The sequence below is a fragment of the Johannesbaptistia floridana genome (assembly GCF_057440575.1).
In genome coordinates, this window is sequence record NZ_JALKVM010000351.1 from 1 (window position 1) to 19,931 (window position 19,931).

A 19,931-nucleotide genomic window follows, 5' to 3' on the forward strand; every position below is an offset into this window, starting at 1 on the left:
ATAGCGAGTAGGTTGGGTTAAACGAAGTGCAACCCAACACACACCCTTTAGAGATCATCAAAGAGATTGTTGGGTTATCTCCCTGCCCCAACCTACAATAGCTGTATTTTTGTAACATAATGAGATTCTGCTTTTAATTCTTCTGCCAAAATAATTGAAATAGTTAAAAACAAGGTTCGTAGTTGGACTTTAGTCCAAGAGATACATAAAATATTATGTGATAATTATTAAAAATGATCTAGAGATGGGCGCAAGCTTTGATGTGGGCGCAAGCATTGATGTGGGCGCAAGCCTGGCGCCCCTACTACATCAGGGGATTAATTAAGTTACACCACATAGTATAATCAGTAAAAAAAATTGAGTACATGCAGCAATGGTTGGGCGATCGCCCTACAAAATAGCGAGTAGGTTGGGTTAAACGAAGTGCAACCCAACACACACCCTTTAGAGATCATCAAAGAGATTGTTGGGTTATCTCCCTGCCCCAACCTACAATAGCTGTATTTTATGTAACATAATGAGATTCTGCTTTTATAGCAAGCTCGCCAATAGATGTTGACAAAAATGATGAAAAGCCCCCCTTAGTAAGGGGGGTTGGGGGGATCTGTAAATATAAATATTGTTAACAGTACAACGCTCATTGCTATAATTCTTCTGCCAAAATAATTGAAATAGTTAAAAACAAGGTTCGTAGTTGGACTTTAGTCCAAGAGATACATAAAATATTATGTGATAATTATTAAAAATGATCTAGAGATGGGCGCAAGCCTTGATGTGGGCGCAAGCCTGGCGCCCCTACTACATCAGGGAATTAACAAGTTACACTACAATGATTGCACCCCACTTTTTCCTCTAAAACGCTTGGTGAAGGTAGCGTTTCACCTGATAGTTGATAATCCTCGATGAGTAATTCTAAAACTTCCATACCGTTATTGACAGCTTCACCATAAGTGTCACCATGAGTACGCCATTGTTGCCCTGGAAAATCAGGTAATCCAACTAAGGATAGTAAAAGAAATTGTTGGGTTTCGTGCCTCAACCCAACCTACAAGGTGCGATAAGAGTGCGCACATCTAATCCCCATAAAAAAGCGATCGCCACTATCAAAGACTAAAGTTTGATTTTGTTAGTATAATCAGTAAAAAAAATTGAGTGCAATGACTCAACAAAAACTAATTATGATGACTCGCTATCCAGAAGCGGGGAAAACCAAAACCAGAATGATTCCTGTATTAGGTGCCGAAGGGGCAGCTAAACTACAAAAACAACTTACTGAAAAAACAATATCTATAGTAGAAGAATTACAGCAGGGTAATAATGTTATCCTGTATATTTATTTTAGTGGTGGTAGTTTAGAACTGATGCAGCAATGGTTGGGCGATCGCCACAACTACCATGAACAAAGTCCAGGAGATTTAGGTAAAAAATTAACCTCAGCCCTAGAAGAAAATTTTACTAACAATTCAACTAAAATTGTGTTTATCGGCATAGATTGCCCTGATTTAACCTCAGAAATACTTACTGAAGCATTCAGTAGTTTAGATAACTATGATTTAGTATTAGGACCAGCAGCAGATGGAGGTTATTATTTAATTGGGTTATCCCGTTTACTTCCACAACTATTTGAGGGAATCGATTGGGGTACATCAGTTGTTTTCAGTCAAACCCAAAAAATTGCCCAACAACTTAATCTCAAGATTCATTATCTACCAACATTAAGAGATTTAGATCGACCAGAAGATCTCAAATAATTAGTTTAAGTTATGAATAATTTTGTAGCCAGACAGTCTAGATTTCTAGGTCATAAAAAATGGTATAATTTACTACCAAGACAAGTTAGTCCAGATACTCAAAACCTACCAGTAAGGTCTAATTTGATGGCTGGACCAATCATTAAAATTAACCTACCTATAAAGGCAGGTTAAAAGTATTCTAATTTAACGCTGTACGATTTGCCAATTAGTATTAGCTTCAGTCTCAAACGCTACAGTAGCAATGCGGTTAAGATCTTCACCGTATAACCATACACCATTATTACCATTAGCGCCGTTACGCCAGACTAAATCAGTGAAGCCATCGCCATTGAAGTCACCAGCACCACGTATATTCCACTGGATGTTAGACTCCCTATCAAGGGTAACAATCTCCTCAACTTCTTGTCCTTGAAGACCACCCATTAACCAAATACCATTTTCTCCAGTAGTTTGATTACGCCAAATTAAATCGCTAACATCATTATTATCCATATCAGCGATCGCCGTTAGTTCCCAATCTGGATTAGATTCAGTAGGAATACTTACAGTAGCGCGTACATCTTGATCTTCATCTAAGTACCAGATACCATTAGCACCAGTAGTCTCATTACGCCAATAGATATCAGGTATATTATCACCATTGGCATCCCCTGCCCCGGCTATATACCAATCTGTATTGGCTTCTGATTGAAATTCCCTAATTCCTTGACGTTCGACGCCATCCATCAACCAGATACCATTACTACCAGTCTCAAAGTTACGCCAGAGGATATCTTCTGAACCATCACCATTGAAATCAGCAGTACCAGAAATAGCCCAAGCTTGGTTATTTTCTTCAGGAATAGTTACCCTAGCGATAGGACCAAAACTACCTCCCTCATCGGCGTCATTCATAAACCAAAAACCGTTAGTTCCCGTTTCAAAATTACGCCATACCAAATCAGAGATACCATCATTGTTGAAATCTGATTTAACGGGAGTTTCTCCTTCAATCCTTTCTGTGACGCTAAATAGGGTAGTAGTTCCACTCACCTCATTAGCCACGGCTAGTAATGCTTCTCCATTAGGACTATCTTCAGCAGAGATAAAAGTTAATCCTTCGGGACCTAAATCTCCTGCTTGGGTTGATTCTGGATCGATAATATCTCCATCTGCATCTACAAAATTACGGGTAGTAATATAATCTACAAACTCAGGACTAGTAGGGTCACTAAGATTGTATACCATAATACCACCGACTCTCTCTAAACCAATGAAGCCGTAGGTTTCTCCATTAACCTCCCCTACAGTAACACCCTCAGGTTCAGGTCCTTTGTCATCAGAACGATCATCAAAAGAGTCATTATCATCGTTATTGGAGTTGAAAAACTCAGGTAAAGCTACAGCCAAATCTTGTTCAAAGCGATCGCCACTATCAAAGACTAAATTACCGTTCGTATCCCAGATAGAAAAAGAACGTCCGCCAAAACTATAGAGTTCTTCAAATTCCCCATCGCCGTCTGTATCTCCCAGGGTATTAGTAACCTTGAGGCGACCTAAATTCTCGTCCTGTTGCAGTTCTTCAGCATTAGGAAAAGCCTCTGGATCTAAATCTAAATCACTTATACGAGATTCTTCATTAAATACATCCCCTTCTTCTAACTCTAATTCTGGTATATCTCCTGTAGGATAAACTCGCGCATCTCCCTCATTAGCAGTAATTATATAGTTTTGACCATCCACATTGAATACTTCCAGGGAGTCAGGCTGATACATCCCGAAAACTGGCCAGTTAGCGATGTTAATTTCTCCATCTTCATTACTAGCATCTAAAGCATTTTCTGCTTCACTATGGTCTTTAAATCCTAAAGGGAGAACGGCTGAAACCGAAGCTGATTCTACATCTACCACAGCTAAAGCATTATTTTCTTGTAAACTTACATAGGCAGTTTGGGAATCTTCACTAACGGCAATATATTCTGGTTCTAAATCTTCAGCTACAGAAGCATCGGGTCCAAAAATACGTACTCCTGAGTCAACTAATTCATCTTCTTGACTATTAAAGTCACGAAAGTCTGCGGTTTCTACATCATCATCATCTAAATCTTCGATTCCATCACTAATATCAACAATACTAATTGAACCTTCTGGGTCTATAGTGTAGGTATCGTTAGGTTCTCCTTCGTTAGCTACTAATACTGTGTTGCCGTCAGGAGTAAAGGTTACCATATCTGGCAAAGCGCCTACCTCTAGGGTATTTATCGCTTCATCGAAATTTTCTGAGTCTGTGTTAAAGAAGGCAATTCGACCTGGTTCTTGTTTATTATTGTCTTCAATCGCCACAACTACAATACCATTAGCTACATCAACACTGTTAGCAACTCCACCTAAATCGCTAACATTGATTTCAGTAACTTTTTCTGGGTTACTGGGATCGCTAATATCGAGTACATCTACTGTTACTTGATTAGCATTAACTACAAATAATCTTTCTGTTTCTGGATCATAAGCTGGTATTTCTGCGGCGCTTTCGTCAAAAATACCCGTAGCATAGGTACCAATCGCTTCAAGGTTAATTGCCATTGTTTTATTTTAACTATTGTTAATTTTGTTACTAGTTTACTGTAAGCTTACCTGTGTTTAACTCTTTCGATATAGATAGTTTTAGAAGTTCCTGATTAGCTCATATCAAGTTCGGGTGAATACTTACAATAAAAATGAGGTGAGGCAAGAGAGGCAAGAGAGGCACCGAGGGAAGATTTTTAGTTAAATTAAAGTAAAGCCTTTGTGCCTCTCCCAATCGGGTTGAAGTCCCCCACCAAATCGAAGACTTTGGTGGTCTGCGGTTAGATATGGGTTAAAATCCCCATCTATACCAACCTCCTGCCTCCTTTTAAGGGTTGAGCATTAATTCTTTAACTCATTACTTCAAGACTTCAAGACTTCAAGACTTCAAGACTTCAAGACTTCAAAACTCATTCTCATTACTCCTTACTCCTTACTCCTTACTCCTTACTCCTTACTCCTTACTCCTTACTCATTACTCAACCACCACCAGTAACATTTGGGTTTTGATGCTTTGATGTGAGTTAGGGGGAATAAGTTGTAATTCAATCATCTAAAAAGCGATCGCTCTTAATCTTGCCAGATTATAAAAAATATAATAAGACTACAAGATTTACCACAAGAATTAGGACATTTTAAATTAATTAAAGTAGCTTAAATGCTGACTATTCCCTATTCCCCCTATAGTTAATTATTTGTGCCTAATGCGATCGTATAACTCAACATATTTTTCTCCAGGATGATTCCAAGAATAGTCATACTCCATACCTTGACGAACAAGTTGATAGAATTCTTCAGAAGAATTAAACCACAATTTAAAAGCTCTTTCTAAAGCTGATTCTATAGCACTATGGTCTACTTGATAGAATACGTAACCATTGCGCTTTTCTGGAGGAACATCATCAGCATAATCTCTATCAAAAACAGTATTAACTAATCCACCCACACCTCTAACAATGGGCACTGTGCCATATTTTAAGCCAATCATCTGAGTTAAGCCACAGGGTTCATAATTACTAGGTACAATAATCATATCTGCCCCTGCATAAATTAGATGAGATAGTTCTTCATCAAAACCTAGTTCTAAATGACAGTTAGGATTATCATTAAGGTATGATTTTTCATGCCAAAAATGTTGATTAATATCTGCACCAGTAGCAGAACCGAGTAAGACAAATTGCCCACCGTTAGCGAGAGTGTAGTAAATAGAATGATGAACCAGGTGTACCCCTTTTTGCTCATCTAAACGACCAATATAAGCAACAATCGGCTTATTTCCTGTTTCTAATAACAGTCTTTCTCGTAACGCCTGTTTATTTTTTGCTTTTTGTTCCACAAAATTATCTAGATCATATTTGTGGTCAAGATAACGGTCTATTTCTGGATTCCAAAAATCATAATCTATGCCGTTGAGAATGCCTGTAAATTTATCTTGATAAATATGTAGGGTATGACCTAAACCATAGCCTATCTCAGTTAAACGGGCTTCCCAGGCGTGGTGGGGTGAAACGGTAGTTACTGCATTTGAGTAGACAATACCCCCTTTCATGAAGTTAATGGCAAAAGGATTAAAATTGTCTTGGAGGCGCTCATAATTAAAATAGTATGAACTCCTTTTTAAACCAGTAGCAATTAAATGTTCTTCTCCTGCTAATCCTTGGTGTTTGAAGTTATGGATAGTATAACAAACTCTTTGATTAGTCATTCCATGATGTTTATAAATTTCAAACAGTAAAACTGGTACTAAACCAGTTTGCCAATCATGACAATGAATAACATCAGGACGTTTATTACTTTTTAACAGAAATTCTAAAGCAGCTTTATTGAAAAAAGCAAAGCGCATATTATCATCATCGCGACCATAGTAACAGCCTTGATTAAAGAAATTATCTCTACTATGGGGTTCAATAAAGAAGCACAATCTGCCATGAACTCTTCCACAGTATACCGAACAGTGAACATAAGCATCATACCAAGGCACAAATAAGTCTTTATAGGCCTCATGCAATCCCCAGATATGATCGTAGCGCATACAGTCATATTTAGGTAGAATGAGTTCTACACAATGACCACGAGTTTCTAATTCTCGACTGAGTCCATAAACAACATCTCCTAATCCACCAGCTTTGATTACAGGAGCACATTCTGAGGCAATCTGAACTATATACATTGTTAATCTAATCTAAACAGCATCAAAATAAATTTATTATGGGATATTCTAACTTTTATTAGACAATTTGGGTTTTGATGCAAGATCTGAGATTAGGCGATCGCCACATCAGTCTGTAAAATTTAGAGTTGCCATTTTCCAAACATCTCAATCTTTAAAAATTCTAAAGTTTTTTTAAATATCAAAAGAAATTTTGATATTATTGAAAAATTTCATTCAGAGTAAGATTAATCATGAATTATTCCATAAGATATTTTCACTGTGAAAGAAAGGAAGAAGCTTATAAAAATATTGCTTTTCCAAATTCCGATGGCGAATATCACCCTAACATCGCTTGGTGGTTAGCTCAATGTTCTGCTCTTGCTTATGAGAATAAGACAGCGATCGCTAAAGAACTAGCAAGAGCAAATTTTAGTAAAGTGGTATTTTTTGATAACAATGGTACTCAAGCTTTTTTAGCAGTACATCCCCAACTCGAAAATCAAGAAAATGGTAAAAAATTTGCTATTCTGGCTTTTAGAGGTACAGAGAAAGATTCTATTGATATTCTGACCGATATTAACTTTATTAGGCGATTAGTGGCTTCAGAATCTACTGAAGAACATTCAAATAAATTATATGCTCATGGAGGATTTTTAGCAGGGGTACTCAATATTTGGGGTAGTGCTTTAACTCTAGAAACTCGCCAATATTTTTCAGAAGCGCAATGGGCAGGATCTTCTGGTATCATTGATAGTCTATGTGAATTAGGTTTAGATACTCCTGTTTATTTAACGGGACATAGTCTGGGTGGTGCTTTAGCTACCATATCTACATATAAAACCTTAGCGTACCAATCTAATGTTAATTTGGCTGGTTTGTATACATTTGGCGCACCTAGAAGTGTACAAAGAGCACTAGCTAATATTATAAATCATAAATTAAAGGGGAAAATTCATCGGGTTGTTAATTCTACTGATGTAGTTCCTCGAATTCCTCCAAGAATTCCTATCATACTGTCCTATTATCATGTAGGAGATCTTACCCTATTTACTAAAACCAGAGAATCTATTGAAATAAAACCTTTTCAAGAGGTTTTATCTACTATTGGTATTCTCTTGCTTGCCTTAGTAGAAATTGTAATTAGTTTGTTAACTTTTAAACGTTACGTACCTACTACGATTAAAAATCACCAAATCATGGAATATTTAAAGGACATTGAAACAGAGGTAGTTTAGGGAATCTGTTGGTGATTAGAAATTTCTCGGTGAAACTCGTATTTGTTTATGTATAGTCCAATCACTAGATCCTGCATTGGTCATATCTTAGAGAAATAAATTGTTTTTTTAATCCTTCCCACAGATTCACGACCACCGTCAACTCAGATCTTAGGGGTAAACTCACATCTTGCATCTTTACCAAATGTTACTGGTGGTAGTTGAGTAATGAGTAATGAGTAATAAGTAATGAGTTAAAGAATTAATGCGATCGCCCTTAAAAATTGGTTGACACTCAAGACATATTCAGTATTTTTGTTCTCCTGATGCTTTTCTTAAACGAAAGAGAAATGAACTTTTGACCACAATAATTTGGTACATAAGTACTGGTGTAAGATGTGAGGTAAAGGAGAAATGAACTTTTTCTGAGGTTAATTTAGTACATAAGTTCTGGTGAAAGATGTGAGGTCAAGGGCGTACGTTTTTGTTCCCATACTACGAATCCCTCACTTCCAAATCTTAGGGATCCCTTCGGGATCTGCTTCCCGATGGCCTCTTACTTAAGAAAAGTTTACAAACAGCCTCTAAGTAGAGGAGAAATGAAAAATTTAAAAATTTTTCTCTTCAAGAGAAAATATTTGTGTTATAATCAATAATGTTGTGTTTGGGTACGTAGCTCAGCTGGATAGAGCAGCTGCCTTCTAAGCAGCGGGCCGCAGGTTCGAGTCCTGCCGTACCCGTATTCTCTCAACCCCTACGAGTTCGGGGTTTCGGAAAATAGCTTAAGAAAAAATGGTACATAGTTGGAATTACCATGTACCGATAGTGTACCAATACCGAGAAAATAAAGTAAATAGATTATAATTAAATTAAATCGATAACCAGTAAAAAGATAAATAAAAATAATTAAAAAAGTTTTTAATAAAAACCAAAAAGAATGTACACTAAAAAGCGAGTAAGTCACAGAAAAGAACTTACTCGCTTATTTGGTTATCGCTTCAAATCGCCAAAGGGAACAAAAACTAAATAATGCTTACTTGCAGGTCCATTGATTACCGTCTTGATACCAGTTAAGAGTTAGCAGCGGGCCGCAGGTTCGAGTCCTGCCGTACCCGTAGTATAGTACGTATTGATGCTTTACCTAGTAAGGCATTCGTTCAATGATTCGAGATACGTACCACAAAGAAGAATGGCGATTTTAACTAAAACAGTGATAGAAAGTTAAAATCATGGAAAAGCCAGTATATATAGGCGTCCTTATTATGAATATTGGTATATCCACTAAAAAAGTAATTATCAATGGCGATGACTTCGGTATATCCGATGGAGTAAACAGGGCAATTATTGAAGCCCATACCCAGGGTATCCTCACTAGTACTAGTTTGATGGTAACAGGAGTTGCCTTTAACAATGCTGTTACCCTAGCTAAAACCTATCCTCATCTTGGAGTTGGTCTACATTTAGTTTTAGTTTGTGGTAAATCAGTACTTCCTCAAAAAAAAATTCCTAATTTAGTTAACGAAAAAGGAGATTTTAGTAATAATCCGGTTTTGGCTGGTCTGAATTATCAATTTTACCCGGGGATTAAACAACAATTACGTCAAGAAATTAAAGCACAACTAGATAAATTTCAACAAACAGGCTTAACCCTAACCCATGTAGACGGACATTTACATCTTCATGTTCATCCAGTTATTCTAGAAATATTAGTAGAATTAGCTGAAGAATACCAAATTAAGTATATTCGTCTTCCCTATGAAGAATTTAGCTTGACTAGAAAAATAAAAGCAAAAAATTGGTTGATTCAAAGGATGACGGCGATTACTTTTGAGAGTTTACGTCTTCATGGCTATAAGCGACTGAAAGCCTATAATATCGCTACAACTGAACGAGTATATGGTTTGTTAGCGACAGGAGAAGTGACTGAAACTTATTTACTCAATCTTATTCCTCAAATCCAGGCAAATTTTGTGGAGATTTATAGTCATCCTAGTGAATCAGAGTCAGGAAACTTAGAAAAGTTAGCGCTAATTAGTCCTAAAGTGAAAAATCAACTAAATAAATATGGATTTCAATTAACTAAATATATTTAAAATATCTAGTTGTTATTTACTCGATGGTAAAATATTGTCTAAAATTTAGAGAGATTAAAATATCAAAATGAACAGTAACAATTCTATAAAACCAGGAATATTAAAAAAAATTCATCATGTAGCTTTCAATGTCCAAGATTTACAAGCATCACGGCATTTTTACGGCAATATACTGGGTTTACACGAATTAACGGGAGCAGAAATTCCTAAAACCTTAACTAAACTAGTAGCAGAGGGGAAAGTAAGTAACTTTGTTACACCAGATGGAACAGTAATAGATCTGTTTTTTGAGCCAGATTTAACACCCCCTGATTCTAATCCAGACAAACAATTCACCCGCGCCAATCATCTAGCTTTTGATATTGCTCCAGAACTATTTGATGAAGCAGTGGAAGTATTGAGAGCTAATCAAGTTAAAATAGCCATAGAACCAGTAACTAGACCAACAGGTAGAGGTGTGTACTTTTATGATCCTGATGGCTTCTTACTAGAGATTCGCTGCGATCCTTCCAGCAATTAGCTCCAAAACAAGGGATAATAACTATATATTGAGTGAAAAAAATAAGCAACAATCCCTATGTCTGAGACTCTATTTGCTGATGCTAGTAAAAGATTAGAGAAAGCATTGCAATATGTATCTATCTCTGAAGATACTCTAAAACGCTTGAAATATCCTAAAGCAAGTTTAACAGTATCTATTCCTGTACGCATGGATGACGGTTCTTTAAATATCTTTCAAGGTTATCGAGTTCGCTATGATGATACTAGAGGACCAGGAAAGGGAGGAGTGAGATACCATCCTCGGGTCTCATTAGATGAAGTACAGTCTCTGGCTTTTTGGATGACATTTAAAGCAGCACTTCTAGATTTACCATTTGGAGGTGCCAAAGGAGGAATAACAGTAGATCCTAAAAGTTTATCAAAACAAGAATTAGAAAGATTAAGCCGGGGTTACATAGAGGCGATCGCCGATTTTATCGGGCCAGATATGGACATTCTCGCACCAGATGTCTACACCAACTCCATGATTATGGGTTGGATGATGGATCATTACTCAATCATCAAAAGACGTATCACTCCAGGAGTAGTCACAGGTAAACCCATTACTATGGGAGGGAGTCAAGGAAGAGAAGCAGCCACAGCCACAGGCGCCTTTTATGCCATATCTCACCTCCTGCCAAAACTAAATCGTACCCCAGAAACAACTACAGTGGCCGTTCAAGGATTCGGTAATGTAGGCAGCGCGATCGCTCTTTTACTCTCGAAAGCAGGTTATCAGGTAGTTGCCGTGAGTGATTCCCAAGGGGGAATTTACGCAGAAAAAGGTTTAGATATAGCCCGTATTCAACAATACAAAACAGCAGGTCAACCTATGCAAGCTATATACTGCGATAAAAGTGTTTGCAGTATTTTTGAACATAAAGCTATCACAAATGCTGAGTTACTAACTCTTGATGTTGACCTTCTGATTCCGGCGGCTTTAGAAAATCAAATTACTCAAGCTAACGCCAATGATATACAAGCCAAACTAATCTTTGAAGTAGCAAATGGACCAATTACTTCTGAAGCTGACCAAATTTTAGAAAAAAAAGGTATTTATGTCTTTCCCGATATCCTGATCAACGCAGGTGGCGTAACAGTTAGTTATTTTGAGTGGGTACAAAATCGTAGTGGACTTTACTGGAGACTCTCAGAAGTAAACGAACGACTCAAAGATAAAATGATTGCAGAAACTGAAAAAACTTGGCAAATAGCTGAAGAGATGGGAGTGTCTCTACGGACTGCCGCCTATATTCATGCCTTAAATCGTCTAGGAGAAGCTTTAGACGCCAAAGGAACCAGAGATTACTATGTTAATTAATAATCTCCTTATTTTCTTTGATTTCCCCTAATAGCTTATCTACCAATTCCCAAGAAGCTTGAGGCAGCGAGACGGGTGTTGATTGTACCTCACGCTTCTTAGAAAAGGCTATACTAAATTAGTTATAACTCTCAAATAAGCAACTTTTGGTTCATAAAGCCGAAAAATTTGATGTTAAAATCGAAAGTAGTTGACTTAAATTAACCAAACAAGCGATATTGCTATGCCTTCCCCTAAATCTCGTTCAGCTAATTTTTCTCTAGCTATTCCGGCATCTTCTGTTCAATGGGAAAATCTAGAAAAAGAACATCAATGGCTACTAAAACAAATCAAAAAAAAGCGCACAGAACTGAAAAACTTGACTAGCCACATAAGTAATATAGGTACAGAAATTTTTCAAAAAATAAATCCTCTTTACCAACAAATGGCTGAAATTGACCAAGAAATTCATCAACTATTTACAGAAATTTTCACCAAGAAAAATTTTGGAAAAAAAAGTAGAAAAAAAGTAGAAAAAATTTATAGAAACCTGCAAATGGTAGGGATAATTAGCTATCAAGAAGAAGATGAAAATGATAACTTTATAGAACTAGATGACTTTTTTACAGATGAAGTAGAAGAGGAATATCAAGAAGAGTTTAATTATAACTTTCAAGACAATCGAGAAATACCATCACGGGAAATTCCAGGAAAGTCAGCGGAATCTAAAAAAATTCGCCAAACTTTTTTAAGACTAGCTACTATCTTTCATCCTGATAAAATTGAAGATAATAGTAAGCACGAACAATACACAGAAATAATGAAGGTAGTAAATAAGGCTTATCAAGAAGGAGATTTAGCAACCTTACTAGAAATAGAAAAACAATATTTAGCTGAAGAAAAAATTAATATTAATAATCAAGATGAATTACAGCGACGCTGTGAAGTTTTAGCCAAACATAACGATTTACTTAAAATACAGTATGAACAATTGAAAGAAGAACTAAGATTTACGAAAAAAACATGCGAAGGAACTATGGTAATTGAATATCGCAAAGCGATGAAAAAAGGAGTAAATCCTATTAACGAAATGGGACAAGAAATAAAAGAACAGATAAAAAGTATAAAATATATTCGTAATTTAGTAAAACAGGTTTGGAATCAACAAATCAGTATAAAAGAATTTGAAAAAAATTTATTAGAGATACATGACCCGACAGAAGAATATTTAGATGAGATTTTAGGAAGATTCTACGAGGAAGAAATAATAATATAGCCTTTTTAAGGCTGGTGAGGTACAAAGGTTATCCTTTTCGAGGCAAGAGAGGCAGAGGGCAGGAGGCAAGAGAGTTAGGTACAACCTCATAAGTCCGAGAAATGCTATATTCAGAAATTAGAGAGAAATAACAGAATATTCTCTAAGTTTTTCTATAAAATTGTCATGACATACCTGTAAATAGTCGAAACTTCAGTTAACTGAAATGAGCAGGTAGGGAAGTTGAGGGGAATGGTACTCTAGGATAAATAGCAAAAAGTTATCTGAAAAGGTGAGGCTTTTAACCCATCGGTAGATTGAGTAAAGGCTAATATTTTTGTTAAAGTATTGACAACAGGTGAAAGATTATATAGAAGGAAAAAATTAGTGCTACTATCTAAAGGCGTTGAAGTGGAAATTTATACTGGTACATCTAGAGGAGATGTAGTGGGACTCTCAGATAAAATAGTTAGAGATTTAGATGGCTTCGTTAGAGAACCAGATAGTCGTAATGTAGAATATACTACAGCTCCTCTTTGTTGCTACGCTAACTTATTATGTGCCTTACTGAAACCCAGACGTTCTCTAAGAAGCTACCTAAAGAAACAAGGTGATTATACCCTGATTCCAGGAAGTACTCTATCTCTAGGATCAAGCGATCGCTTCTGGCGCTCAGATCCTAATAATCCATATCATAGCTACATAGAACAAACTTACGGAACTAAAGTAGTTACCGCCAGCGTTCATCTCAATGTAGGTATATCCTCCCCAGATGTGTTAATCCGCGCCTGTCGTCTCCTGCGGGTAGAAGCCCCCCTATACCTAGCCTTGAGTGCTTCTTCTCCTTTTCTCGACGACCAGGTAACTGGTTATCATTCTACTAGATGGCAATTATTCCCCAAAACTCCCCCCTATGTTCCCCTATTTACTAGTCATCGTCATTTTATTGAGTGGACAGAAAAACAAATACAGACAGGTGAAATGCAAAATGTTAGGCATCTATGGTCATCAGTAAGACCAAACGGCGATCGCCGTCCCTATTGCCTAAATCGTCTAGAATTACGAATTTGTGATCTAATTGTTGATCCCCTAGAGTTATTAGCAGTAATTGCTTTATTAGAAGCTAGAATTACCCAACTAATCGAAAACCCTCAATTAGATCCTTTACAGTTGAGTTCACTATCTCCCGAGGAATTACTACAGCTAACAGAAACAAACGAAAAAGCAGCAGCAAAAGAGAGTTTAAATGCTGAACTCCTTCATTGGCGAGATGGAAGCAAGATTACAGCAAAGCAATGGATTGAAGAAATTTATGATGAAGTATTCCCTCTAGCTAAACAGAAGAATTTTAGTTGTTTTCTCTCTCCTGTGAAGAAAATTATTAGCCAAGGGAATCAAGCCCAAAAATGGCTCAAAGAATATGAAACAGGATTGAGTATTAGGGAAATTATGATTAAGGCTATAGAACAAACTTTACTACAAGAACAAGAATTAGAAGATAAAATATGTGATCAAGTCTTAGTAGCTTAGATTAAAAGAATATGGTTCAAATTGTCCTTGTTAAACCTCAAATCCCTCCCAATACTGGCAATATTGCTCGTACTTGTGCCGCAACTCAAACTGAATTACACTTAGTGGGCCCCTTAGGTTTTGAAATTAGCGATCGCCATCTCAAAAGAGCAGGTTTAGATTATTGGCCCTACGTTAACCTACATCATCATTTAAACTATGATAATTTTGAATCTCTACATCAACAACGAGGAGGAAGACTAATTGGTTTTACTGTTAGAGGAGAACATAACTATTTAGACTGGGAATTTCAACCAGAAGATTGGTTATTATTCGGGAGCGAAACTTCTGGTTTAGGAGACCTAATTTTGGAAAAATGCGACGCTAAAGTATATATTCCCATGAATCAACAGAAAGTTCGTAGCTTAAATCTCTCAGTGAGTGTGGCGATCGCCCTATTTGAAGCCCTAAGACAACTAAACTACGCTAAAAACTCGTAATTACAGCAGAAGGCAGCATCTTTGCTCAAAGTATATTTATCTCCTAAAACTACTGATTGTAGTAAAATTGACAATGACTAGCCACTAAACTCAGATCTTCCACCAAAACCCACTCATCTACTGGTGGTGGATGAATAATGAGTATTGAAGTATTAAAGTAATAAAGTATTAAAGTAATAAGTTAAATAATTAATGCGATCGCCCTTAAAAATTGGTTGACCAAAAAGGCGTATTCAGTAGTTTTGTTCTAAAGACCCCATCTTCGGCATAAAAAATCGGTGAATCGTAAATTTTTCCAAACAACTAATGAAACAACTAATAACTTTTAACGTCTTAATCAAGTAGTAAAAATTTAAAATCCATAAGATTTTTTTGACTAAACTTATGAAAATAGCTAAAAAATTTATAACTCTTATTTGTTTGGGGTTAAGCTTAAGCTTGATTTTTAGTACCCTTACCAATGCACAACAGCTAAAATTACTTAACTCAAATAGTTTAGAAACTCCTCGGTCAAACTTAACTACTCAATCATCAACTCATTTAATCGCCTCCTCTAATTGGTACAAAATGTCAGGTGAAGCTAGAGATGTAGGAGACAATTGGGTAATTGGTACAACTCCTGATGATGATGGCTATAAAATTTATCGCTGGAATGGTTACAAATGGCAAGAAATGCCCGGTGCTGGAGTACGTATTGGTGGTAACAAAGATAATCCCCTAGTAGTTAACAGTAATAATCAAATATTTAGATGGGAAGGATCCCAATGGCGTAAAATGCCTGGAGAAGCCAGAGATGTGGGAGATGATTGGGTGATTGGGACAAATCCGGCCAAGGGTGGCTATAAAATCTATCGCTGGAAAGATTCTCGCTGGCAAGAAATGCCCGGAGGTGCAGTGCGTATAGGAGGTAATCGATATAATCCTTGGGTAGTAAATGTAGACCACGAGATTTTTACCTGGGTGGGTTCTGATTGGCGTAAGATACCGGGTGAAGCTACAGATGTAGCTAACAACTGGATTATTAGTAATAAACCAACTGAAGGTGGCTACAAGATTTATCGTTGGAATGGTTCAAGTTGGGATGAAAGTATTGGTGGTGGTGTAAATATTGGTGGCGATAGAAATAATCCTTTGGTGGTCAATGATGAAAACGAGATATTTAAACTAAGGTCTAAGGATTCAGGTAGAACACAACCTATGAGCGATCACTAACAACAAACAAAGGATGAGAAAGAATATAGGTAACTTAAAGCTTGACCAGTAAATGAGTGATAAAGATGCTTTGGTGTGAGTTGTCCGGTCCTCACCGAAATGTTAAAAACCTCCCCAAAGTCGGGAGAGGGGGGCTTTTCATCATTTTTGTCAACATCTATTGGCTCATTGCTATAATATGTTTTAACTGATAAATTTTATGATAAAACATGAATTTTGATAAATTATTTAAATTTTTGCTTTTGCTGAGTTGGATAGTATTTAATACTCAATCTGCTGATACTCTAGCTCAAAGTCAAGGCAGCAACACAACTCTTCAAGTAGAAGCTAAAAATATGGTAGGGACTATTAATCGTTCTCAACAAGCATATCATTTTGAAAGACAGGAATTTGCTGATAGTTTTTCACAATTGGGCATAAGTTTTCCAACTTTGAGAAAATACAATGAACCAATGATTAAAGCAAGTGAAGGAATGACAACAGTAATAGTTTCTGCTATGGAAAATGACTTAACAAGTTTTTCTGGAGCAGTTAGTTATAATCAAGGAATGTATAAACAAATTATTTGTGTAACAGATGCCCCTAGCACAACTATTGCAGTTCCTTCAGTTCAAGGAGATAATTTAATCTGTCCTGCCGGTACCAGTGAAATTCGTTGACCTCACATCTTGCACCAGTACATAAGTTCTGGTGCAAGATCTGAGTATAACCGTTCTTGTTTGAGTTATCAAAAGTAAAGTCGGGAGAGCCGTAACAGTTACAATAGTTAGTGAGAGCGTCCCGCGATCGCCTATAATCTTCTCAGCCTCTATGTATTACCTGGTTTGTCTTTACAAAAAACCTAGTAAAAATTTTCTAGACTAGAGGGAGTATTGCAGTCCCTCTAGTCTAGAAAAATCTGAACTCAACTATTGAGGAGTTTTTGCTGAATCTAACTTAGTTTCAGACTCGGGTTTCTCTCCAGAACCAAAAGCCAAACGAAGAAAAGGAGGCGCTAAAAAGGTAGTTATAATCACCATACTAATAATCGCTGCTTCTAGAGGTTTACTCAAAACCCCACTAGCAGAACCAATTCCCGCGAAAACTAAACCAACTTCACCCCGAGGAATCATGCCAACACCAATTGCCAATCGATTAATGTTTGGTTGATTAAATACTGTCCAGCCAGTAATTACCTTACCAATGATAGCGACTATAATCAAAAAGGTAGCAATAACTAATCCTTCGCGGTTAGAAGGTATAGCTGGGTTAAGTACCCCTAAATCAGCCTTAGCACCCACTGTTACGAAGAAAATAGGGACTATCGTATCAGAGATAGGCATTATCTGGCGGTCTAATTCTTCTTTAGGATCTAATTCTTCCTTAGTTTCTTCTAATACCAATCCGGCGGCGAAAGCACCAAGAATGGCTTCTAATTGAATAGCATTAGCAATAAAAGCAAGGAAAAAAGCAAACCCAAGGGCAGGAATAACTAAATTACCACGAGTTTTTAATTTAGTTGCCAAAGTAGCAAAGGTGGTGTTAAAGAATTTACCCAGGAGAATCGCTCCCAACAGGAAACTACTAGCACTAATAATTAAGTAAATAACATTAGCCAAGTCTATTTCTCCAGTTTTGGCCAAACTTGCTACTACCGCTAAAACAATAATCCCAAGTACATCATCAATTACTGCGGCACCGATAATAATTTGACCTTCTTTTGACTTAAGAAAGCCTAATTCCGAGAGAACTTTTGAAGTAATCCCTATACTAGTTGCCGTTAAGGCAGCCCCAGCAAAAATTGACGGTATAACTGGCATATTAAACAGGTATACTAAGCCAACTGTACCACCGACAAAAGGTACGACTACTCCAAATACGGCAACTATGGCCGCTTGATAACCAACTTCTTTTAACTCTGTAATATTTGATTCTAATCCTATTTCAAATAGGAGAATAACCACCCCTAATTCTGCTAACACTGAGATAACTTCACTCTGGGATTCAAAAACTTTTTCAGCCACTTCAGGAGTTAAGTCATACAAGGAAGACAAAATTGACATAATCAAAGAGTCTGAAGCCATTGCACCAGTTTCGGGAAAAACTACGAAATGCAGCAGAGAGATCCCAATAATCACACCTCCGATTAATTCCCCTAAAACTGGTGGTAAATCAAATTTGCTTGATACTTCTGCCCCTAATTTACTGGCCAGATAAATTATCACTATACTTAATAATACTCCAGACAGTATAACCGCAGAACTCGCTTCTTCTGAAGCTGCGGCTAAAAGAGCGCTATTACTACTGAACAACTCAAAAATCATTTATTTCTCCTCGTTTTGCCTAAATCTACCATAAGCTAATTTTGTCAAATTGTAACAATTTATATAGTTTTAATTTAATTATGCTTTCGATAGTGTTAATTGAATGTTTTCTTGCCAAAGTAGAATTAAAACCACTTGAGACACTAGCTTTAGCTATGATAGAAAAAAAAGAGAGATTAATCAGGATTTTTATAAAAACAAGCAATGAGCGTTACACAAGAGTTAGTAGAATTACCCCGCAACTGGTTCAATCAATTAATCAAAAATTTAGCTGATTTACGATTGGCGATCGTTTTACTATTGGCGATCGCCCTATTTAGTATTAGTGGCACAGTCATCGAACAAGGGGAGGGGATCGCCTTTTATCAAGAGAATTACCCAGAAAATCCGGCTTTGTTTGGTTTTCTCACTTGGCAACTAATCATGAAGCTGGGATTAGACCACGTTTACACCACCTGGTGGTTTCTAACTTTGTTAATTTTATTTGGCAGCAGTTTAACTGCTTGTACTTTTAAAAGACAGTTACCCTCCCTCAAAAGTGCCCGTAACTGGAAATTCTATAACCAGCCGCGCCAGTTTCAAAAATTAGCCCTGAGTACCGAATTAAACACAGGTTCAATTGCTTCTTTAGTTCCTAAGCTACAACAACAGGGTTATCGCGTTTTTCAAGAGCAAGATACCCTCTATGCGCGTAAGGGTATAGTAGGGAGAATCGGCCCGATTATTGTACATATTGGTTTGATTGTGATTCTTATCGGCGCTATTTGGGGAGCATTTACCGGATTTTTGGCCCAGGAAATGATTCCTAGTGGTGAAACATTCCAAATCACCAACATTTTTAGTGCAGGAAAATTAGCAAATCGCCATATACCCAAAGATTTATCGATTAAAGTTAACCGTTTTTGGATTGACTACACCAAAGAAGGTAATATTGACCAGTTTTATTCAGACTTAGCGGTAGTTGACTCCCAAGGCAATCCAATTAAACAAAAAACCATCTCAGTAAATCATCCTCTACGTTACCAAGGAGTTACCTTTTATCAAACAAGCTGGTCAGTAGCGGGAGTAAAAGTACAAGTAAATAATAGTCCTATCTTCAAACTACCCATGGCGCGGTTAAATACTCCTAATCAAGCTAAACTGTGGGGAACATGGATTCCTACTAAACCAGATTTAAGTACAGGAGTTTCTTTAATAACAAAAGACTTACAAGGAACGCTATTAGTATACGATATGAATGGCAAACTGGTTAATGCAATCAGACCAGGGATGAGTATGGAAATCAACGGCGTCACTCTCAAGGTTTTAGAGTTAATCGGCGCTACCGGGTTACAAATCAAAGCAGACCCAGGTGTACCCATAGTTTATACGGGTTTTGCTTTACTCATGGTAGGAGTAATGATGAGTTACGTATCTCACTCACAAATTTGGGCCTTGGAAAAAGGCGATCGCTTTTATCTAGGGGGACGTAGTAATCGTGCTTTAGTCAAGTTTGAGCGAGATTTCCAAGATTTAATTAATCAATCATCAATTAACTTAGGGAATTAAGTTAACA

At 36.9% G+C, this 19,931-nt stretch carries 16 protein-coding genes and 1 tRNA gene; 13 read left to right on the plus strand and 4 right to left on the minus strand.

The window, feature by feature from the left end; genetic code table 11:
- Positions 1–811: 811 nt before the first annotated feature.
- Complete coding sequence (locus MW688_RS19275) at positions 812–1,039, minus strand: type II toxin-antitoxin system HicB family antitoxin (protein ID WP_486737639.1); 228 nt, start codon at positions 1,037–1,039, stop codon at positions 812–814.
- A 118-nt stretch (positions 1,040–1,157) separates the two neighbouring features.
- Between MW688_RS19275 and MW688_RS19280 the strand changes: the two genes are divergently transcribed.
- Positions 1,158–1,751, plus strand: a complete 594-nt coding sequence (locus tag MW688_RS19280; protein WP_486737640.1) for a TIGR04282 family arsenosugar biosynthesis glycosyltransferase — start codon at positions 1,158–1,160, stop codon at positions 1,749–1,751.
- Between the two features lie 12 nt (positions 1,752–1,763).
- Positions 1,764–1,925: a hypothetical protein gene (locus MW688_RS19285; RefSeq protein WP_486737641.1), complete on the plus strand. Its 162-nt coding sequence runs from the start codon at positions 1,764–1,766 to the stop codon at positions 1,923–1,925.
- Positions 1,926–1,937: 12 nt separating this feature from the next.
- Here the strand turns inward: MW688_RS19285 and MW688_RS19290 are convergent, their stop codons facing one another.
- Positions 1,938–4,316, minus strand: coding sequence for a choice-of-anchor I family protein (locus MW688_RS19290; protein ID WP_486737642.1), 2,379 nt, complete (start codon positions 4,314–4,316; stop codon positions 1,938–1,940).
- A 673-nt stretch (positions 4,317–4,989) separates the two neighbouring features.
- Positions 4,990–6,468, minus strand: a complete 1,479-nt coding sequence (gene glgA, locus MW688_RS19295) for a glycogen synthase GlgA (RefSeq protein ID WP_486737643.1) — start codon at positions 6,466–6,468, stop codon at positions 4,990–4,992.
- A gap of 233 nt (positions 6,469–6,701) precedes the next feature.
- Here glgA and MW688_RS19300 point away from each other — a divergent pair, with 233 nt between their 5' ends.
- The 10 genes from MW688_RS19300 (at position 6,702) to MW688_RS19345 (ending at position 16,732) form a co-directional block, all read left to right on the plus strand.
- Positions 6,702–7,685: a lipase family protein gene (locus MW688_RS19300; protein ID WP_486737644.1), complete on the plus strand. Its 984-nt coding sequence runs from the start codon at positions 6,702–6,704 to the stop codon at positions 7,683–7,685.
- A gap of 645 nt (positions 7,686–8,330) precedes the next feature.
- Positions 8,331–8,404: transfer RNA gene (locus tag MW688_RS19305), tRNA-Arg, on the plus strand.
- A gap of 489 nt (positions 8,405–8,893) precedes the next feature.
- Positions 8,894–9,757 (plus strand): hopanoid biosynthesis-associated protein HpnK, encoded by an 864-nt coding sequence (gene hpnK / locus MW688_RS19310; RefSeq protein ID WP_486737645.1) that lies wholly within the window; start codon positions 8,894–8,896, stop codon positions 9,755–9,757.
- Between the two features lie 67 nt (positions 9,758–9,824).
- Positions 9,825–10,277 (plus strand): VOC family protein, encoded by a 453-nt coding sequence (locus tag MW688_RS19315; RefSeq protein WP_486737646.1) that lies wholly within the window; start codon positions 9,825–9,827, stop codon positions 10,275–10,277.
- Between the two features lie 57 nt (positions 10,278–10,334).
- Positions 10,335–11,618, plus strand: a complete 1,284-nt coding sequence (locus MW688_RS19320; protein WP_486737647.1) for a Glu/Leu/Phe/Val family dehydrogenase — start codon at positions 10,335–10,337, stop codon at positions 11,616–11,618.
- Between the two features lie 223 nt (positions 11,619–11,841).
- Complete coding sequence (locus tag MW688_RS19325; RefSeq protein ID WP_486737648.1) at positions 11,842–12,873, plus strand: J domain-containing protein; 1,032 nt, start codon at positions 11,842–11,844, stop codon at positions 12,871–12,873.
- Positions 12,874–13,239: 366 nt separating this feature from the next.
- A complete protein-coding gene (gshA, locus tag MW688_RS19330; RefSeq protein ID WP_486737649.1) occupies positions 13,240–14,382 on the plus strand; it encodes a glutamate--cysteine ligase in 1,143 nt (380 codons plus the stop codon).
- A gap of 11 nt (positions 14,383–14,393) precedes the next feature.
- A complete protein-coding gene (locus MW688_RS19335; RefSeq protein ID WP_486737650.1) occupies positions 14,394–14,861 on the plus strand; it encodes a tRNA (cytidine(34)-2'-O)-methyltransferase in 468 nt (155 codons plus the stop codon).
- A 384-nt stretch (positions 14,862–15,245) separates the two neighbouring features.
- Positions 15,246–16,073 carry a tectonin domain-containing protein gene (locus MW688_RS19340; RefSeq protein ID WP_486737651.1) on the plus strand — a complete coding sequence of 276 codons (828 nt, stop codon included), beginning with the start codon at positions 15,246–15,248 and terminating at the stop codon, positions 16,071–16,073.
- A gap of 209 nt (positions 16,074–16,282) precedes the next feature.
- A complete protein-coding gene (locus MW688_RS19345; protein WP_486737652.1) occupies positions 16,283–16,732 on the plus strand; it encodes a type IV pilin-like G/H family protein in 450 nt (149 codons plus the stop codon).
- A 249-nt stretch (positions 16,733–16,981) separates the two neighbouring features.
- Here the strand turns inward: MW688_RS19345 and MW688_RS19350 are convergent, their stop codons facing one another.
- Positions 16,982–18,376, minus strand: a complete 1,395-nt coding sequence (locus MW688_RS19350) for a cation:proton antiporter (protein WP_486737653.1) — start codon at positions 18,374–18,376, stop codon at positions 16,982–16,984.
- 204 nt (positions 18,377–18,580) lie between these two features.
- On the opposite strand from MW688_RS19350, the gene MW688_RS19355 reads away from it, so the two are divergent.
- Positions 18,581–19,924: a cytochrome c biogenesis protein gene (locus MW688_RS19355; RefSeq protein ID WP_486737654.1), complete on the plus strand. Its 1,344-nt coding sequence runs from the start codon at positions 18,581–18,583 to the stop codon at positions 19,922–19,924.
- Positions 19,925–19,931: the final 7 nt, after the last annotated feature.